The sequence below is a fragment of the Hymenobacter pini genome (assembly GCF_020421205.1).
Classification (GTDB): Bacteria; Bacteroidota; Bacteroidia; order Cytophagales; family Hymenobacteraceae; genus Hymenobacter; species Hymenobacter pini.
On the sequence record NZ_JAIZZH010000002.1, the window covers coordinates 663,476 to 681,146 of the forward strand.

Annotated in this window: 16 protein-coding genes; 6 read left to right on the forward strand and 10 right to left on the reverse strand. The window is 59.6% G+C overall.

Features of this window, described 5'->3' with window-relative positions; all coding sequences use genetic code 11:
* Window positions 1-132 precede the first annotated feature (132 nt).
* A complete protein-coding gene (locus LF252_RS09430; protein WP_226269331.1) occupies window positions 133-3,378 on the forward strand; it encodes an AsmA-like C-terminal region-containing protein in 3,246 nt (1,081 codons plus the stop codon).
* Between the two features lie 3 nt (window positions 3,379-3,381).
* Here LF252_RS09430 and dgt read toward each other — a convergent pair whose 3' ends face one another.
* Together dgt and LF252_RS09440 are read right to left on the reverse strand one after the other, a co-directional pair.
* Window positions 3,382-4,800 carry a dGTP triphosphohydrolase gene (gene dgt, locus LF252_RS09435; protein ID WP_226269332.1) on the reverse strand — a complete coding sequence of 473 codons (1,419 nt, stop codon included), beginning with the start codon at window positions 4,798-4,800 and terminating at the stop codon, window positions 3,382-3,384.
* 145 nt (window positions 4,801-4,945) lie between these two features.
* Window positions 4,946-5,641, reverse strand: a complete 696-nt coding sequence (locus tag LF252_RS09440; protein WP_226269333.1) for a DUF1361 domain-containing protein — start codon at window positions 5,639-5,641, stop codon at window positions 4,946-4,948.
* A 197-nt stretch (window positions 5,642-5,838) separates the two neighbouring features.
* On the opposite strand from LF252_RS09440, the gene LF252_RS09445 reads away from it, so the two are divergent.
* The 5 genes from LF252_RS09445 (at window position 5,839) to LF252_RS09465 (ending at window position 11,657) form a co-directional block, all read left to right on the forward strand.
* Window positions 5,839-7,779, forward strand: a complete 1,941-nt coding sequence (locus tag LF252_RS09445) for an ABC transporter substrate-binding protein (RefSeq protein ID WP_226269334.1) — start codon at window positions 5,839-5,841, stop codon at window positions 7,777-7,779.
* A gap of 160 nt (window positions 7,780-7,939) precedes the next feature.
* On the forward strand, window positions 7,940-9,262 hold the full coding sequence (hemL, locus tag LF252_RS09450) for a glutamate-1-semialdehyde 2,1-aminomutase (RefSeq protein ID WP_226269335.1): 1,323 nt from the start codon (window positions 7,940-7,942) through the stop codon (window positions 9,260-9,262).
* A 136-nt stretch (window positions 9,263-9,398) separates the two neighbouring features.
* Complete coding sequence (locus tag LF252_RS09455) at window positions 9,399-10,244, forward strand: hypothetical protein (RefSeq protein WP_226269336.1); 846 nt, start codon at window positions 9,399-9,401, stop codon at window positions 10,242-10,244.
* Between the two features lie 112 nt (window positions 10,245-10,356).
* Entirely contained in the window at window positions 10,357-10,893 is a 537-nt protein-coding gene (dcd, locus tag LF252_RS09460; RefSeq protein ID WP_226269337.1) for a dCTP deaminase, read from the forward strand.
* Window positions 10,894-11,135: 242 nt separating this feature from the next.
* A complete protein-coding gene (locus tag LF252_RS09465) occupies window positions 11,136-11,657 on the forward strand; it encodes a hypothetical protein (RefSeq protein WP_226269338.1) in 522 nt (173 codons plus the stop codon).
* Between the two features lie 77 nt (window positions 11,658-11,734).
* On the opposite strand, the gene gldC is transcribed toward LF252_RS09465, so the two are convergent.
* From gldC to LF252_RS09505, 8 genes are all read right to left on the reverse strand, one after another.
* Window positions 11,735-12,073, reverse strand: a complete 339-nt coding sequence (gene gldC / locus LF252_RS09470; protein ID WP_226269339.1) for a gliding motility protein GldC — start codon at window positions 12,071-12,073, stop codon at window positions 11,735-11,737.
* Window positions 12,074-12,154: 81 nt separating this feature from the next.
* On the reverse strand, window positions 12,155-13,279 hold the full coding sequence (gene dnaN, locus LF252_RS09475) for a DNA polymerase III subunit beta (protein WP_226269340.1): 1,125 nt from the start codon (window positions 13,277-13,279) through the stop codon (window positions 12,155-12,157).
* A gap of 142 nt (window positions 13,280-13,421) precedes the next feature.
* On the reverse strand, window positions 13,422-13,838 hold the full coding sequence (locus LF252_RS09480) for a hypothetical protein (protein WP_226269341.1): 417 nt from the start codon (window positions 13,836-13,838) through the stop codon (window positions 13,422-13,424).
* Window positions 13,839-14,080: 242 nt separating this feature from the next.
* The gene (locus LF252_RS09485; protein ID WP_226269342.1) at window positions 14,081-14,323 is read right to left on the reverse strand and encodes a hypothetical protein; all 243 of its coding nucleotides are present in this window, start codon (window positions 14,321-14,323) and stop codon (window positions 14,081-14,083) included.
* A gap of 5 nt (window positions 14,324-14,328) precedes the next feature.
* On the reverse strand, window positions 14,329-14,727 hold the full coding sequence (locus LF252_RS09490; protein WP_226269343.1) for a hypothetical protein: 399 nt from the start codon (window positions 14,725-14,727) through the stop codon (window positions 14,329-14,331).
* A 33-nt stretch (window positions 14,728-14,760) separates the two neighbouring features.
* A complete protein-coding gene (gldG, locus tag LF252_RS09495) occupies window positions 14,761-16,482 on the reverse strand; it encodes a gliding motility-associated ABC transporter substrate-binding protein GldG (protein WP_226269344.1) in 1,722 nt (573 codons plus the stop codon).
* A 109-nt stretch (window positions 16,483-16,591) separates the two neighbouring features.
* Window positions 16,592-17,317, reverse strand: a complete 726-nt coding sequence (gene gldF / locus LF252_RS09500; protein ID WP_226269345.1) for a gliding motility-associated ABC transporter permease subunit GldF — start codon at window positions 17,315-17,317, stop codon at window positions 16,592-16,594.
* A gap of 38 nt (window positions 17,318-17,355) precedes the next feature.
* Window positions 17,356-17,670, reverse strand: a complete 315-nt coding sequence (locus LF252_RS09505; protein WP_226269346.1) for a hypothetical protein — start codon at window positions 17,668-17,670, stop codon at window positions 17,356-17,358.
* Window position 17,671 lies beyond the last annotated feature (1 nt).

A 17,671-nucleotide genomic window follows, 5' to 3' on the forward strand; every position in this document is an offset into this window, starting at 1 on the left:
TTGAGCTTTCCTCAAATGATCTATTCCAGCGAGCTTTAACAATAGGTAGCCTATGCCTAGTACCCTGCGGCTTGGCCGCCGTGCTGTTATTTGCGTAGAATCCGGCAACCCTGCTACCGTCCTGCCTGCCTCATGAAATTTGCTACTTTTCGCCGTGTGCTTGCCCTGGGGGTACTGGGGCTTCTGCTGGCGGTAGTGGCGGGCATATGGTTACTGGGTACCCACTGGGGGCGGCAGCAGCTGGAGCGTATTATTCGGGAGCGGGTGGCCCAGCAGTCCGATTTGGTGCTGGGCCCGATGGACATTGATTTTTCGCTGTGGCGGGACTTTCCGCATCTCACGGCTTCCGTAGAAAATCTGGCCCTTACGGACACGTCTTTCCGTAGGAGTGTGCCCGTGCTGCGCGTGGGCCGGGCCGATATCCGGTTGGAGCTGCGCCAGATATGGCGGGGAGAGTTTCGGGTGCGGCACCTGACCCTGCGCGACGCGGAGTTCCGGCAACTGACCGACTCGCTGGGACGTGACTGGGGCCTGCGCGGCAAAGGCCCGCGCAAGCGCCGCCCCTCCGCCCCTCCCGATTTCGACCTTGACTCGCTGGTGCTGCTGAACGTGCGCGTAACTGACCGCAACGACCTGCACCACAGCGGCTTTTCGACCCACGTGCAGCAAGGCCGCCTGATTGTGCGCACCCGCAGCGGCCGGGCCCAGGTGCGGGGGCGGCTGCAGGGCCAACTCGAATACTTGCGCAGCAGCCGCGGCAACCTGTTCGAGCAGGAGCCCATTGTAGCGCGCATCCGCTACCAGTATGATTTCCGGCAGCGGCAGGGCACTTTCCGGCGCACATTAGCTACCCTCAACGGCGACACGGTGCAGATTGGCGGCACGCACCGCGCGGCCAGCCCCGGGGAGCCCCGCGGTACGCACCTCAACCTCACATTCGAGGGTAACCAGCCGTTGCTAGAGATTCTGCACACGGCCTTGCCACCGGGCCTGGAGCGGTACCTGCGCGGGGCCCGCAGCCCCAGCCATGCGCATATTCATTATTCCATCCGGGGGTTGAGCGGGCCCACCACCCGGCCCCGCACGGTGCTGCAGTTTGCCATGCGCAACGCCCAACTGCAGTGGGCCGATTCCAGCCGGCGCATCAAACGCTGGGATGCCCGTGGGGTGTTCGACAACGGCCCGGAGCACGACTCGCGCACCACGTATCTGCGGTTTGAGCAATGCCGCCTATATTCCGATGCGGGCCAGCTGGACGCCGCCATTACCGTGCGCGACTTTACCCATCCACATCTGTTAGGCCGGCTACGAGGCCGTACTGAGCTGCAAACCCTGGCGTCGGTGGTGGTGCCCACGCTGTGGCAGGCCCGGGGTGGGCGGGCCGCCATTGATCTACGTTTAAACGGCACCATCCCTAATATCCCGGACCGGGCTGCGCGCCGCAGTGCGGTGGCCGATACCATCCTCCCCCCTATTTCGGCCCGGGGAACCGTGCAGCTGGAGCAGGCCGCCTTTGATATTCCGAGCCGCCGCGCGCGCATGACCGGGCTCAACGTGCGCGTGCGGATGCTGGACAGTGAATGGCGCCTTGAAAACCTGACCGGCCGCCTCAACGGCATGCGAGTGCAGGCCAATGCCACCACGCACTATCTGCTGGCCTACTTCAGCGGCCAACACCCCACTACTTCGGTGGCAGGCACATTTGCGGTGGATGAATTGCGGCTACCCGAGCTACAACGGCTGTTGGCGGCTCCGGGTACTTCGCGCCGCCCGGCAGCGCGCCCTGTGCGGCGAGGCTACACCCGCAACCAGGCCTTGGCCAGCCGGGTGCTGAACGTGCTACCGCCGGGCCTGCGGCTGCAGGTGCAATTGCGCTGTGGCCGCTTGGTTATAGCTACTGACACATTACAGCAGTTAGCCGCTACTGTGCTACACGATGGTCGCCACGTGGAGCTCCGCAACCTGCAAGCCCGACTGTGGGGAGGCCAGTTGCGGGGTGGAGTCAGCTGGCTTACCGATACGCTGAACCTGCAACCCGTCACAGCACAACTATCCGCGCATTTCCCGGTGCTCAGCTACCAGTTGCTATTGCGGCGCATTACCCGGCCAACACCTCGTACTACGCCCCGCCGACAACCCAACCCTACCTTGCGGGACGTACTACTGGCCGCCAACGGCGAAGCTACCGTCACCATTGACCGGTTGGTGCTGCCGGCAAATGATGAGCTGACCAAGCTCCGGCTGCAACTAAAAAAAACGGCTACCCGCTTTCAGATTCCGGCTTTCACGTTCCAGACTGGCATGGGTGGGCAGGGCCGCATCAGCGCCGAAGCCCGCCTGAACCGCTCCCGGCTGGAGCGAGCCACCGGCCAGCTTGATTTGCAGTACCAGGACCTGAACGTGCAAAGCCTGTTGCAGCTACTGGCAGCCTTGAGCACGATGCCAGCACCCGAATCCAACAGAAAAGCTGCGGCCCGGGCAGCCCGTCGGGAAGCCGGGCAAGTGTCGCCGTTTCTGGATGGCACCATCACCGGCCGCGTGCACGTAACGGCTGCCAACATGCGGTACGGGGCCCTCAGAGGGCACAAACTTGAACTGCTTAGCTACCTCACTGGTGGTCAAGCCAAAGTGGAACGTTGCTCCCTCGATGCATTTGGCGGGCACGTAGAGCTACGCGGGGTATTGCGCACCGACTCCGGCGCTACCTACCACCCGTTGCACGCTCAGCTACAGGTGCAGCAGGTGCAGCTGCCGGAGGTGTTTGCCCTGGCTCAGCAGCTGGGGTTTGACGTTCTGGGACCCGACAACATCAGGGGAACCATGCAGGCGGAAGTGGAAATGAAAACGGCCCTAGGTCCTACTTTTCTGCCCGAGCTTGACCAAACCCAAGCCCTGCTCCGCACCGACCTGCACGAGCTGGAGTTGGTGGATGTGGAGGCCCTGATGCAGGCCCTGCGCATACTGAGTCCCCGACGCACCGGGCATCTGTACTTTGAGCCCGTGCAACCCCGGTTTATGCTGGACCGGGGCCGCCTGCTGATACCGGGCCTGAACCTGAGCAGCAACCTGACCGACATGCAGGTGAGCGGTGAATACTACCTCGATGGGCGCGCTAACCTGTACGTGGGCCTGAGCCCTTTGCAGGCATTGCTGGGCAACAACCAAAAGCGCATTGCCCGCATCCAGAGCGGTGAGGCCAGCCGCCGGGCCAGCCGGGGGCTGGTGTTTGTGAACCTGACCCGGGCACCGGGCACCCGCTACAAAGTGCGGCTATTCAAGAAAAAGGAACAGCAGGAGCAACAGGCCCGTCTGCTGCGGGAATACCAGCAACAGCTCCGCCGGCAGCTAGCTGATACGTCGTCGTTTTTGCTACAGTAGCGGCTAGCGGCTGGCTGGCAGCTCAATACCCCGCACCGAGCGGAACAGGCTCAGCGCGTTCTGATCCGTGAGACCTCCGATATAGTCCGTTAGCAGAATAATCTGCTCGTAGGCAGTGGCCTCCTGCTGCGGTCCGGCAGCCCGAAATTGTGCAGGCAGTAACTGTTGCAGCTTCCGCGAATTGGCGCTGCCCTGCGGGTCGAAAGTAGCGTGCAGAAAGGCATCCAGCAGGCCCGCCAGCACCTCAAAGCCAGCCGCCTCCGTTTCCAGCACGGGCCGGCTCTGGTAGAGATACTCCGACGTCAGCCGGTTCATTTCAGCTAGTTGCGGCCAACTTTCCAGCTGTTGTACTAACGGCTCATCGTAGCGTCCCAGCAGCAGTTGAGGGGCCCGGTCGGCGAACAGGCGGGCGGTTTGCTGTACCAGCCGGTTGATCAGGCGGGCCCGCAGGTAACCCAACTCCTCGCGCCAGTCGCGCCACTCCACCGAAGCTTGGCGGCCGGGCGCGTCGCTGAGCAACTCCCGGAGCAGCGCCAGGCCTTCGCCTGAGGGAATAAGGCCCAGCTTGAGGCCATCCTCAAAATCAATGATGCGGTAGCACAGGTCGTCGGCCGCTTCCACCAAAAAGGCCAACGGATGACGGTAATACGCCCCACTTTCCTCCTCACTCTCCGCCTTGTGTAGCAGCCCTAGCTCCCGCGCTACTTCCTGAAAGCGCGGGGCCTCCGTCTGGAAATAGCCAAATTTCTTCTCGCTAATCCCAATACCCCGCCCCGACTCCGCTACCAAGGACGGGCGCGGATACTTGCTGAACGCCCCCAGCGTGGCATAGGTGAGACCCAGCCCCGCCGAGCCGCTGCTGTGGGCCGCGTAGGTGTGCGTGAGCAGCCGAAACCCGGCGGCGTTGCCCTCAAACTGCTGCAAATCGGCGCGCTGGGCTGGCGTGAGCATGCGCACAAACGGCTCGGCCGCCGCCGAGCGGAAATAGGCCGAAATGGCGTCTTCGCCGGCGTGCCCAAAGGGCGGGTTACCAATATCGTGGGCCAGACAAGCGGCGGCCACAATGTCGCCGAAGTCGGCATCAAGGTGGGGCAGCTCCTTGGCTAAGCTCTCCGACTCTTCCAACAGCAGCCGCCCGCCCAACCGCCCCAGTGAGCGGCCCACGCAGGCCGTTTCCAAGGAATGCGTGAGGCGGGTGTGCACGAAATCGGTTTCGGGCAGCGGCATAATCTGGGTTTTGCGCTGTAGCCGCCGAAACGAGGAGCTGAACACCACCCGGTCGTAATCCTGCACAAAGGCCCCGCGCACGGGCGGCGCATCCGTTACTACGTGCAGCTGGGGTTGCTCGGGGTAGCGGCGGCGGCTTAGCAGGCGGGACCAGCTCATGGTCGGCTGATTTTGGTCGGGAGTGAGGTGGAGCATAGCGGCGGCAAGGTACTAGGTGCCTCCTTATTCGGCCAATGCTGCTGAGTGGTTATATGAGCGGCTAGTCAGTTGGGCCTGGGCGGTTGGAGTACGCATAAGTCAAGCCCAATTCTTGGCTCCGGATGATGTATTATGGCCTCGCTTACCCTAACTCCTGGTTTTCCTCCATCCGGCCCAGCAGGCGCACGGTGGCATAACCCAGCAGCAAAAACACGCCGTACAGAATGGTGACGCCCCAGGTGCCGCGGTGGCTGGCGGGGTGCAGCAGGCGGGTAACAATATCGTAAAACAGGCTAGCCGGGTTAGTAAGGATATCCCAGCTGTTGAAGCGCAGGTAGCGGCCCAGGTACACGCCGAAGCTGCTGAGCAGCAGGGCCACCGTGGCAAATGCCCAACCGGCCAGCCAACCCAGCCGGCGGGCCACCAAGTGCTGCATATCTATCAGGGAAGCGTAGCCCAGCATCAGCCCGTTCCAGGCGCAGCTCAGAATCAAGGCCAAATCGTACCAGTAGGGCACACCGGTGCGGGGCTCTAGGTGAAAGAGGTCGGTGAGGATGTAGGGCGCATTCGGGAAGAACAGCAGCCACACCGCCCCCACCGGCAGCAGCACGCGTGCCTTGAGCCGCCCGGCCGATAAACCCAGCATGGTGCTCAACCCAAACGGAATAAGAGCCAGAAACAGGTTCCAGAGCAGGAATACAAACGTAATCTTGTGCACCAGAAACACCCGAAACACAATCAGCACCACGCTCAGCGCCAGGGAAGCTCCCAAAAGCAGCAGCAGATGCAGGCGCTGCCGCAGTTGCGGCACGGTAACGGTAGTCAGGGATAAAGCCATAGGAGTAAGTACGGGAATTTCGCGGCGGCAATAACGCTGGCATGGCTATTCTGGTATATAGCGCCCCGGTATTAATTCAGAGTATGGCCCCGATATTGGCATATATCTTCCCGGCGGCAACTGCGTACCTTTGCGCGCCAGGCCACCTTATTGGCGGCTCTGTGTAGTTTCTTCTGCCTTCAATTGTTATCTGGTGTATGAGGTTTTCTGCTTTGCTGCCTGCTGCGGTGTTGTGTGTTGGATTGACTACCCCGCGGCCCGGCGTGGCTCAGCAAACCCCTGTTAAAAAGCCCGCCACCCCGGCCGCTGCCACTAAGTCCGCCCCGGCTAAACAGGCTGCTGTTACCCCGGCCAAACCCGCAACTGCGGCTCCGGCAAAAACCAGCGCTACTCCGGTTACGGCCAAACCGGCTACCAGCACACCCGCCAAACCCACCACCAGTACCGTCCCGGCTCCCAAACCGGCCGCGACCAAGCCCACCGGTCCGCCCCTGCCCGCCAACCTCGGCTCCGCGGACCCGAACGTGCGCTACCGCAACGGCAAAACCCTCATCGACCAGACCCGCTACGACCTGGCCATGCAGGAGTTGGAGCCGCTGACCGCCCCTACCGGCAAGTTCGGCAAGGCCCCTGAGGCCGCGTACCTGTACGCCGTGGCGGCCAGCCGGGCCAAAAAGTGGGCCGAGGCCGAGCAGATGCTCAACCTGCTGCGCAACGAGTATCCGCAGTGGCCCAACCTGCCCGAAGCCTTTTTCCTGCAGGGCCAGCTCTCCTTTGAGCAGGGCGACTTCGACAATGCCCTGCGCGTGCTGGCCCAGATTCCGGCCGGCCGCCTCACCACCGAGCAGGCCAACATGAAGGCCCAGTACCTGCCCCGCATCAAGGACAAGGCTACCTTTCAGAACCTGCTCAAAACCTACCCCCAGGAGCCCGCTCTCGGCCGCGCCTACGCCGATAAGCTGGCCAACGGCGGCTGGTACACCGACGCCGATAAAGACCAATTGGCCCAGCTGGTGCAGCAGTTTCAGCTCGACCCTGCCCGCTACACGCCCCGCCCCCGCCCGGCCCGCAAAAGCACCTACAACATTGGTGTGCTCCTACCCTTCGAGTTTGACGATACCAGCTGGGAGAAGCGCCGCAAAAACCAGTTCGTAACCGACCTGTATGCCGGCTTACGGCTGGCCCAGGACTCTCTGCAGCGGGAAGGCCACCCGGTGCAGCTGTTTGCCTACGATACCGGGGCCGATACGCTGCAATTGAAACAGGTGCTGGCGCTGCCCGAAGTAGCCGGCCTGGACCTGATCATTGGGCCGGTGTATAAGTCGGGCTCCAAGATTCTGGCCCGCTACGCCCAGCAGCACCAGATTGCCGTGGTGAACCCCCTCTCGCAGGATGGCGACCTGGTGCTCGACAACCCCTGGCACTACCTGTTCGAGCCCAGCACCGCCACCCAGGCCCGGCAGGCCGCGCAGTTCGCCTACACCCGCCTGGGTGGCCCCCGCACGGCCGTGGTACTTTACGAGGATACTAAGGATGAAGCCGCTTTCGGCCAAGCCTACAAACAAGCTTACGAGGCGCTGGGGGGCAAGGTGCTGCAGCTGCGCCGCATCAACTCCGATGTGCAGGAAAGCCTGTCGGCCGCCCTGGGCGACGTGGATTTGAAATCCATCGGTCATCTGGTGGTAGCTTCTGATGGCAAAGGCGCGGGCCCCTACGTGTTCAGCGCCCTGAAGCTGCAGGCCGCCCGCACCCCGCTCATTACCTACGCTTCCTGGCTGGATAACAACCGCATCGGGCTGGGCCAGCTGGATGCGCGCGACGTGTATTTCGTGCATCCTAAGTTCCTCGACAAAACCAACCCCGGCGTGCGCCGCTTTAAGCAATTATACACCCAGCGCCAGAACCTGCCGCCCTCGGTGTTTGCCTTCACCGGTTTCGAGTTGCTGTACTACTTCGGCAACGTGCTGCACCAGAACGGGGCAGCCTTCCAGCAGCAGCTGGCCAACGGCGGCCCCGTGTCGGGCGCGGTATTCCAGGGCATCGGCTACCCCGGTGGCACCCACGACAACCAGTACGTGCCCCTCACCAAGCTGGAGCACCTGGAAGTGGAAGTGCTGAACCCGGTCGGCATCCGGTAGGTTATGTCATGGGTTGCGGGGCTGAAACCCTGGGCCATGTAAGGCTCGATATGTTCCGCTGACTAGCCCAGGGCTGCAGCCCTGGGAAGACTGGCAGGCTATACCACCCCGATTTTTTTAACACCGCGAAGCCCGCTGCTTCGCGCTACCACCTTTTTCCATGTCCTCATCCTCCTCTGCCCACGACCTGAACCTCTCCACCTCCGACGCCCTGTTCACGCGGGCCAAAGACCACATTCCGGGCGGGGTGAACTCGCCGGTGCGGGCCTTCCGGGCCGTGGGTGGCCACCCGGTGTTCATGCAGTCGGCCAAGGGTGCCTGGCTAACGGATGTAGATGGCAACCGCTACCTGGATTTCATTAACTCCTGGGGCCCCATGATTCTGGGCCACGCCCCCGATGTGGTGCTGGACGCCGTGCAGCAGGCCATTGGCAATTCTTTGTCGTTTGGCGCGCCCACGCGCCGCGAGGTCGAAATGGCCGAGCTCATCAAGCAGATGGTACCCAGCATTGAAAAGGTGCGGTTGGTAAACTCCGGCACCGAAGCTACTATGTCGGCCATTCGGGTGGCACGGGGCTACACCGGCCGCAACAAAATCGTGAAGTTTGAGGGCTGCTACCACGGCCACGGCGACTCCTTCCTGATTGCCGCCGGCTCGGGGGCCCTCACCCTTGGCGCCCCCGACTCGCCGGGCGTAACCGAAGGCGTGGCCCAGGATACCCTCACCGTGCCCTACAACAACCTATCTGCGCTGGAGGAAGTGCTGACGGCCAACGAAGGCCAGGTTGCCGCGCTTATTCTGGAGCCGGTGGTGGGTAATATGGGGCTGGTGGCTCCCGCCGAAGGCTACCTGCAGGGCCTGCGCGAGCTGTGCACCCGCCACGGCATCGTGCTCATCTTTGATGAGGTGATGACCGGCTTCCGGCTGGCCCGGGGCGGCGCGCAGGAGCTTTACGGCATCACGCCCGACATGACCACGCTGGGGAAAATCATCGGGGGCGGTATGCCGGTGGGCGCGTACGGTGGCCGTCAGGAAATTATGGACAACGTGGCCCCGGCCGGCAAAGTGTACCAGGCGGGCACGCTCTCGGGTAATCCCATTGCCACTGCCGCCGGTATTGCCCAGCTCACCTACCTGCAACAACACCCCGAGCTGTACGACGAGCTGAACCGCATTACCACCCGCATTGCCGATGGTACCCGCCAGATTTGCCAGGAGCTGGGCTTGAACTACACGGTCAACCAGGTGGGCTCCATGTTCAGCGTCTTCTTCACCGATAAGCCCGTGACGGACCTGGAATCGGCCAAAGCCTCCGATACCGAAGCCTTCGGCCGCTACTTCCGGGCCATGCTGCACCGCGGCATCTACCTGGCCCCGGCCCAGTACGAGGCCCTGTTCGTGAGCACCGCCATTACCGACGACCTCGTGGACCACTACCTCACGGCCTGCCGCGAGTCGATGAAGGAAGCCCACGGGCTGTAAAGGAGTCTCTTGTTGTTGGTTTCTAGTTGCTGGTTTTGATTTACCACCCGTATTCTGATCTGAACGAGTAACCAGAAACCAGCGACAAGAAACTAGAAACCATTTCCGACCTTTGCGGCAACCATTCGTTGCTTCTATGTCCCGATTTCGCCGGCTGCTGCCGTTGTTGATGCTGTTGTGGTGCGTGGCGGCCGGGCCGCTGTGGGCCCAAACCGATGCACCAGCGGCGGCCAACAAGCAGCTCTTCGACAATACCATCGACGAGCTGAACTTCCGCACCATGGAAACCGTGTACGACAAGTCTTTTGCCCGGGGCAAGTTCCCGGCTTCGCTACGCACGACCAAAGCCCGACGCGAGTTCGATAACTTTCCCGGCCGCGACGATTTAAAGAAGCTGTTTCAGAACTATAACGGCATTTCCGACCGGTACAAAGGCCGTTTTGGCAAGGGCCGTACCGACTTGGTGGAGTTTGAGAAGCAGTTGAACTCCGTGCTGGTGGACCGCAACTTCGAGTTCTTTATCCGGGTGCTGCCCCGCGACGAGCGGGTAGCGTTGGTGCACAGCCTGCAACGGGTAATCAAGCAGGGCGCGGCCCGCTTCAACGCTTCCGAGGACCCCGCCCCCGAAGACCTGGCCGCCGACGGTGCCGCCGTGCCGCCCGCCGATGTGGATGCGCCCGCCGCAACCCCAGCCAAAACGACCATCGAAGACCCGCAGCCCCAGCCGGAAGCGGCGGCGACCGTTCAGCCCGAGTACACAGCCCCTCGTTCGCTGGATGTGGCCCCGCGCCACGACTGGATGGACTACCTGAGCCTGATGTTGTCCGCTGGCTCGTTCCTGCTGCTGCTCTACCTCATCACCAGCGTACTACCCGATTTGCGCCAGCGCCTCGACGCCCTTGGCGACGCCGAGGAGCAGCCCGCCCCCCAGCCCCGCCGCCGCGCTGCACTGCCCGAGGATAGCTACGAAGACGAGGAGTAACCCAGAAATTATAAGGTATGAGAGCTGAATGATGAATTTACGTGTGGCCCGGCCAGCACTACTTCATCATTCAGCTCTCATACCTTAACTCTCATCACTCAACACACTTTTCATGATTCTCACCGACCAGCAGATTCTCGCCGAAATGGAGCGGGGCACCATTGTCATCGAGCCATACGACCGAACCTGCCTGGGTACCAACTCCTACGACGTACATCTGGGCCGCTACCTGGCTACCTACCGCGACGCCGTGCTGGACGCCCGCAAACACAACGAAATCGACGTTTTTGAGATACCCGAGGAAGGCTTCGTGCTGCAGCCGGGCACTTTGTATCTGGGCGTAACCGAGGAGTACACCGAAACCCACGCCCACGTACCGTTCCTGGAAGGCAAAAGCAGCGTCGGCCGGCTGGGAATTGACATTCACGCCACCGCCGGCAAGGGCGACATCGGCTTCTGCAACACCTGGACGCTGGAAATCAGCGTGTCCATGCCCGTGCGGGTGTACCACCTAATGCCCGTGGGCCAGCTCATCTACTTCTCCGTGCAGGGCGACGTTGAGAACTTCTACAACCGCAAACCCAACGCCAAGTACAACGAGCGGACCACAAAGCCGGTGGAGTCGATGATGTGGAAGAATAAGTTTTAGGGGGTTGACGGTATCCCAGAACTGATTTTCGGCCCGATGAAGGTGTGCCCCGGAGCAGTATTCCGGCTTGGTGCCAGGAGGCTTTATCCTCCCGCGCACGGGCCGCGGCACTGCTCTGGGGCACTCGTTTTTATCTGACAGTAAACTACCTGGCACAGTTTTTCGTTAGGATATACCTGCCAGCGGTTTTTCGTGTGATGAAAAGCTGCCGGTTTTCTCTGAACTGAACCGCTTCTGATACCATGACCAAGAAACTTGCCGCTGCGGCCGCTTTGCTCGTTGCTTCGCTTGGCGCTCATGCCCAGCAGAAGCCTGCCCTAGCCCCGCAGGATAAAACCCAGCCCTCCCCGCGCCTGAACCCGGTGCAGCAGCACGCCCGCCAGCTCTCCGACCAGATGGCCCGCGACCTGCGCCTGAACGGCTACCAGAAAACCCGCCTGCAAGCCATCAACGAGGATAAGCAGGCCAAAATCGTAGCCATCAACCAGAAAAACGCCGGCAACACTAAGCTCATCAAAGAGCAGTGTGATGCTGTGTGTAAGGAGCGTGATAAGGAGTTGCAGGCCGTGCTCAGCACCGACCAGTACAGCAACTACTACGATTCGCGCCGCACATACAACACGTTCAGCATGGATTACGGCTCTAAAGCCGCCAATGCCATCTTCGTAAATTCGGTGCAAAACCCGTTACCAGCAAGCAGCAACGGCGCCACCATTGGGCCGGCTCGTACCACGGCAGCACCTGCTACCCGCACCCGGCAGTAGCAAACGCTCTACACGCCAACAAAAAGGCCCCGACAATATACTGTCGGGGCCTTTTTGTTGGCGTGTAGAGTAGAAATTTAGCTCTGTTTGCCTTTCTCTTCCTCGATGTGGTCCGAGAGTTGACGACATAGGTCGCGCATTTTGGTGGCCATTACCACGTCATTGGTAGCCGTCATGATGGTTTCGGCCATGGAGCCGATGGTGTCCACTACGAAATACTTCATGGCATCCACGGGCATATCCTTGGTCCAGAGGTCGATTTTCATGGTACCATCTTGGTCTCGGTCCCAAATGGATACGTTGATGGCCTTGGCAAAGTGAATATCGGAGCCCGCATCGGTAGCCGTCCAGCTGATGGCCTCCGGTACCTTTTGGTCGTCGAGGGCAATGCTGAAGCGGATTTCAGATTTTTTCATGATTCAAAAAGAGTGAAAAAGAACGTCATGCCAAGCCGGAGCCGAGCATGACGTTCTCGTAAGTTTTCGGGTAAACCGCCGTTACACGTAGTTGTTCAGCATCACTGGCATTACCAGCATCAGGATGCTTTCGTTGTCGTCGGCCAAAGTAGGCATGAGCAGGCCGGCGCGGTTGGGGGTGCTCAGCTCCAGGGTGATTTCCTCGGAATCGATGTTACTGAGCATTTCCTGCAGGAATTTGGCGTTGAAGCCAATTTCCATGTCCTCGCCATCGTACTGGCAGGCCAGTTTCTCGTTAGCCTCGTTCGAGAAATCCAAGTCCTCAGCCGAAACTGTTAGCTCCGAACCCGCCAAGCGCAGGCGCACCTGGTGAGTAGTTTTGTTAGAGTAGATGCTGATACGCTTCACCGAGTTCAGGAACTCCTGGCGGCTGATGATGAGCTTGTTGGGGTTGCTTACCGGAATTACGTTCTCGTAGTCGGGATACCGCTCATCGATCAGGCGGCACACCAGGCGCATCTGGTTGAACGAGAAGAAAGCGTTGGAGCTGTTGAACTCCACGCGCACCGGCGTAGCCTCGGAGGGCAGCGCACCTTTCAGCAGGTTGAAGGCTTTACGCGGGATGATGAGGTTGGCCGTTTGGCCGGCCCCCACGTCGGAGCGGCGGTAGCGCAGCAGGCGGTGGCCGTCGGTAGCCACAAAGGTTACCTGATTATCGGCCAGCTGCACCAGAATACCCGTCATGGCCGGGCGCAGCTCGTCGGTGCTAACGGCGAAGATGGTTTTGTTGATGGCCCGGCTCAACGAGGACGACGGAATTTCCAGCGGAGCCGAGCCTTTCACCACCGGCACGCGGGGAAAGTCGGTAGCGTTTTCGCCGGCCAGCTTGTAGCGGCCGTTGCTGCTGGCAATTTCGATAGTATAGGTTTCCTCATCCAGCGTGAAGGTCACGGGCTGGTCGGGCAGGTTTTTCAGGGTATCAAGCAGGATGCGGGCGGGCGCGGCAATGCGGCCACTTTCACGAGCCTCCACGGGCAGCTCCGTCATCATGCTGGTCTCCAGGTCGGAGGCGGTAATCGTCAGCTTGCCGTCCTCAATTTCAAAGAGAAAGTTCTCCAGAATCGGCACCACGGGGTTGTTCGTAACCACGCCGTTGATGCTCTGAAGCTGCTTGAGCAGGGCGGAAGACGAGACGATAAATTTCATACGGAAGAGTCGTTTCGGGCTTGGTTGGGTAGATGGCAAAGATACACAACGGCCGTGGGGTTTTCTAGCAGTGCTAAGGGTTAGCACCTCAGGTTTCTTGCTTTCCCCGGTTCAACTCAGCAGCTTTTTGTTGGGTCCTATCTTAGGGCTGAAAGTAGGCTGGTTTCAACCGGCGCTGCAGCTTAACCGGTAAAGTGCCCGCCTGCAGCGCCTGCACCGCGCGCTCCTCCTGCCGACGATTGTACTGTCGGTGATACAGCCAGCTACCGAAGGGCAGCGCGGCACCCAGGGGTACGCCAAACATATACCCCAGTCCACGGCCCAATGGGTCGGTTTCTCGGCTGGCGGCTACCCCAGCAGAAACTGGTGCGGCCAGCAGCCCCACCGTCACAAGCGCCCCCACCTGCCGCTTGTGCTGAAAGTAGTGCCGCAACGCTGCCACGGAGTCCGCTTGGGTGTGAGCAGCGGGCGTAATTGGGTTGGAGGATGGAGCAGGTTGCTGAGCCAGCGTGGCAGAAGCAGACAGCAACAGGGCTAGCATAGCGCAATACGTACGCATAGTAATGAGAGGGTAAGGGCTGCCGAACCGGCGGCGTGAATGATTGGAGTAAAAGTCAGCCCTTCTTCACACTTCCACAACTCACGTTTCCCGCACAAAATACCTGATAATTAAAAATACAATACACTGACAATCAATGCTTAATTTACCAATACAACCAGTTTCAAAAGTCCAGTGAAGCTGCGTTTATTTCCTGAGCACAGCACCGGCTTCGGCATTATCTGCGCATTGCACAGTGTATATTATCTCTTTAGCCATGCGTGCAACGGCACTATCAGCAACATGCCCAGCAACGCCAGAATCAGCACTGCGGCCACTGTATTCAACGCTACTACTCTTCCCACGTTGGCGTATTCGTTCTCATATTCCTGCGCCAGCACCTGTCGGCGCTTGGCGCTGCCACGGTACCGGATGAACAGGTATAGTGCGCCAATTGGTGCGAACAACAGCCAGGCTAATAAGTCCCCTATTAAATCATCTAGCATTCTTTTTAATATTTATAGAAAATCGGCATTTTAGGAAGTGAGCTATCGGCTTCGCATTCAAAATCAAACCTAGTTTTACTAAGCACACTTTTTATAATAAACCTATTTGACCCTATCTCTTTCAAAAATGTATCCCCAACTGCAACATGTCTTTTCACAAATACAAACCACTTAGTACCTGAATCAAATGCGTATGGTTTGCGAGTATTTAAATCCACACCATAGAACTTGATTGCTGCTGTCGATGAATCTATTCTAGTTATTTTCATATTAGCATACATCTGACTAACATAGACATAGTCACGACTACACGATTTATTATCTACACTAGGAAAATCCCATAACAACCAGAAAATTGCTAAGAATAGTATTAACGTTATTTTAACAAAATCCTCTTTTTGCATATTTCAGAATAGCTTAATTCAGCCCTGCTATTTTTAAAACCGCGCGTACCGGCGCTTGCGCCGCCAGGCGCGCACGGCCCCGAACAGGGCCAGTAGCACCAGCGGCGCACCCAGGTTCAGCAGCTGCCAGCGGCGGCGCTCCTCGGCCACGCGTAGTTCGTCGAGGGGGCGCAGGGTGATTTGCTTGCCGCGCACGGCAATCAGGCCGGTTTCGTCGAGCATGTAGTCTACGGCGTTGAGCACCAGCTCCCGGTTGGCAAACTCGGTGTTAGCCAGCCTATCAAAGCCCAGGCGGAAGGGGCGGCCGGTTTTAGGGTCCACGTCGTTGCGCACGAAGTCGCCATCGGACACCACCAGCACTTTGGCGGGCTTGGCTCCGGCGGGCATGGCGGGCTGGAAGTTGGTAGTGCCGGGCTCGGCGCGGTTGGCGTACAGGGAGCTGAACTGGCCTTCGAGCAGGTAGCCGACGGGCTTGAACTGGGCGGTGTAGAGCTTGGGGTTGGGCTCCAGGCGGGCGTCGTTGAGGTTGATGGGCACGGGAGCCGGCAGCACCCGGGTGTAGCGCGAAGTAAACAGCAGCGGCGTTTTGCGGATGCCCACGGCCTTCACCGTATCAATGCTGCTCACGAACTTGGTGTACACCGCATCGAGGTTGCGGGTGATGGGGTGAGGGCTGAACTTGTTGATGAGCGGGTAAAACTGCCAGGGCATGGGCTCCACCTTAGGCTTGTTGCCCGTCATGCCGGTTACCAGCGGAATTACACCGGAGTTCAGGTCGAGCAGCAGATCAGGGTTCACGCGCACCCCGTACTTGAACAGCTGGTCCTCCAGGTTCAGGGCCAGCGGAAACGAGAGCATGCCACCGCGGTTGGCGCTATCCAAGTTCACGCGCATGGCATCCACGAAGAACAGTGCGTTGCCGCCCCGGGTGATGAACTGGTCGAGCTTGAACTTCTCGGGCTCGGTGTAGGCCGTGGCGGGCTTGGTCACAATAATGGCGCTGAGCGTTTGCAGGGCCTCGGGGCGCGACTGGGCCAGGTTCACCCGGAATACGTCGTAGTACTGGCTCAGGGAGCCAATCAGGTCGCCGGCTTCGGCGTTGCTCAGCTCGCCGTGGCCTTCCACCACGCCAATACGCTTGCGCTGGCCGGGGTTGAGCTTGCGAATGGCCGAGGCCAGCTCATACTCCAGCCCTTCGATGCTCTGGTTCAGGCGCACATCCGAGGGGGCGGCCTGGTTGCCACGCAGCAGCAGCACCCGCTGCTCCTTGCCTCCCGCCGACACGACGGCCCAGGGGAAGATGATTTTCTCCACGCGCTTGCCGTTCTCGTTGGCTCCCAGGTTGGTGGGTGCGAGGCCCTTCTTGAACAGCGTCTGGTAATACTGGTTGCGGGCCTGCTCAGTGCCGGCCGCCGAGGGGTCCACGAACACGTAGTGCAGGTTGGAGCCGCTGTACACCTGCATTTCGTTCAGGGTTTCGCGCACCGACTGCTGCAGGCGGCGGAAGGCCGGCGGAAAGTCGCCGTCGAGGTACACGGTTACCGTCACGGGCTGCTTCAGGTTCTGCAGCAGCGTTTTGGTGGCCCCCGACATAGTGTAGCGCTTCTCCTCCGTCAAATCGAGCCGGAAAAAGAACAGGCTGCCGAGGAAGTTCAGCAGCAGCAGCCCCAGCAGTATCGCCCCAAAGCGCGTCAGGTCGCGTTTTTTGGCTGTTAGCTGATGGCTGTTAGCTGATGGCTGTTGTTCTGTACTCACTTGAGAAGGTCAGTTGATTTCTGAGGTTGACTTCTACATTAAGAAGCCAGTCGCTAATTTTTTTCAAAAGCCAACAGCTAACAGCTAACAGCCATCAGCTAAAAAAGCCTTACCAGTTGCGGCTTTGCAGCACCAGGCGAGTAGCCAGCAGGCAGCCGGCAATCAGGCTCAGGAAGTACAGCATGTCGCGGGAGTCGATGAGGCCCTTGGCCAGGTCACGGTAATGGGCCGCAATGCCCAGCTGGCCGATGTAGTAGGCCAGACCACCATCGAATACCGAAGCCAGCGAATCGAAGCCGGTGTACACCAGAAAACAGCCCACCACCGCCGCCAGGAACGCCACAATCTGGTCGCGGGTGAGGGCTGAGGCGAAGATGCCGATGGCCGCAAACACCGCCGCCAGCAGCACCAGCCCCAGGTAGGAGCCCACCGTGGCGGCCGAGTCGATGTTACCCACGGGGTTACCCAACTGGTACACCGAGTAATAGTACAGCAGCGTGGGCACTAGCGCCAGCAACGCCAGCAGCAGGCAGGCCAGGTACTTGCCCCCGATAATCTGGCCATCGGTGAGCGGGCGTGTAAGCAGCAGCTCCATGGTGCCGGCCTTCTTCTCCTCGGCAAACGTGCGCATGGTGAGGGCCGGAATCAGGAACAGGAAAATCCAGGGGGCGGTGCTGAACAGGGTCTGCAAATCGGCAAACCCGTAATCCAGTACCGAGCTGTCGGGGAACACCCACACGAACAGCCCGGTAGCCACCAAAAACACCCCCAGCACCACGTAGGCTACGGGCGAGTTCAGGAAGCTGTTAAATTCTTTGCGAAGTATTGCTAGCATGTTGGCAACCGTGGTAATTGTCTTGAAAAGGCAAATGCTTAGTCGAGTGCTGGATTGAACATTTTTTGCCCCTTAATGGGAGCTAATTCAGCAAACTTGAATGGACTCAGCATATTAATCAAGTTCACAAGATCTCTAAATGATGTAACTCTGATTACCCCTTCTATATCATAATAATCAAGGTCAATCTTCTTGGCCTCATTAGCCTTGAATAAGTAGAGCTTGTATTCATTATCCCATTTCTGTACCCCTATTGACAATAAATATCTCTCGTTCCCTTCGTTGAAATAATCAGATTTTCCAACCTGTTTTCCAGCTTCTATCCACTCCTTTACTCTATCGAAACTTTCCATG

Excerpts from the sequence above, each read along its gene's own strand:
- LF252_RS09430 (WP_226269331.1), top strand. The coding sequence starts at position 133 with ATGAAATTTGCTACTTTTCGCCGTGTGCTTGCCCTGGGGGTACTGGGG.
- dgt (WP_226269332.1), bottom strand. The coding sequence starts at position 4,800 with ATGCTCCACCTCACTCCCGACCAAAATCAGCCGACCATGAGCTGGTCC.
- LF252_RS09440 (WP_226269333.1), bottom strand. The coding sequence starts at position 5,641 with ATGGCTTTATCCCTGACTACCGTTACCGTGCCGCAACTGCGGCAGCGC.
- LF252_RS09445 (WP_226269334.1), top strand. The coding sequence starts at position 5,839 with ATGAGGTTTTCTGCTTTGCTGCCTGCTGCGGTGTTGTGTGTTGGATTG.
- hemL (WP_226269335.1), top strand. The coding sequence starts at position 7,940 with ATGTCCTCATCCTCCTCTGCCCACGACCTGAACCTCTCCACCTCCGAC.
- LF252_RS09455 (WP_226269336.1), top strand. The coding sequence starts at position 9,399 with ATGTCCCGATTTCGCCGGCTGCTGCCGTTGTTGATGCTGTTGTGGTGC.
- dcd (WP_226269337.1), top strand. The coding sequence starts at position 10,357 with ATGATTCTCACCGACCAGCAGATTCTCGCCGAAATGGAGCGGGGCACC.
- LF252_RS09465 (WP_226269338.1), top strand. The coding sequence starts at position 11,136 with ATGACCAAGAAACTTGCCGCTGCGGCCGCTTTGCTCGTTGCTTCGCTT.
- gldC (WP_226269339.1), bottom strand. The coding sequence starts at position 12,073 with ATGAAAAAATCTGAAATCCGCTTCAGCATTGCCCTCGACGACCAAAAG.
- dnaN (WP_226269340.1), bottom strand. The coding sequence starts at position 13,279 with ATGAAATTTATCGTCTCGTCTTCCGCCCTGCTCAAGCAGCTTCAGAGC.
- LF252_RS09480 (WP_226269341.1), bottom strand. The coding sequence starts at position 13,838 with ATGCGTACGTATTGCGCTATGCTAGCCCTGTTGCTGTCTGCTTCTGCC.
- LF252_RS09485 (WP_226269342.1), bottom strand. The coding sequence starts at position 14,323 with ATGCTAGATGATTTAATAGGGGACTTATTAGCCTGGCTGTTGTTCGCA.
- LF252_RS09490 (WP_226269343.1), bottom strand. The coding sequence starts at position 14,727 with ATGCAAAAAGAGGATTTTGTTAAAATAACGTTAATACTATTCTTAGCA.
- gldF (WP_226269345.1), bottom strand. The coding sequence starts at position 17,317 with ATGCTAGCAATACTTCGCAAAGAATTTAACAGCTTCCTGAACTCGCCC.
- LF252_RS09505 (WP_226269346.1), bottom strand. The coding sequence starts at position 17,670 with ATGGAAAGTTTCGATAGAGTAAAGGAGTGGATAGAAGCTGGAAAACAG.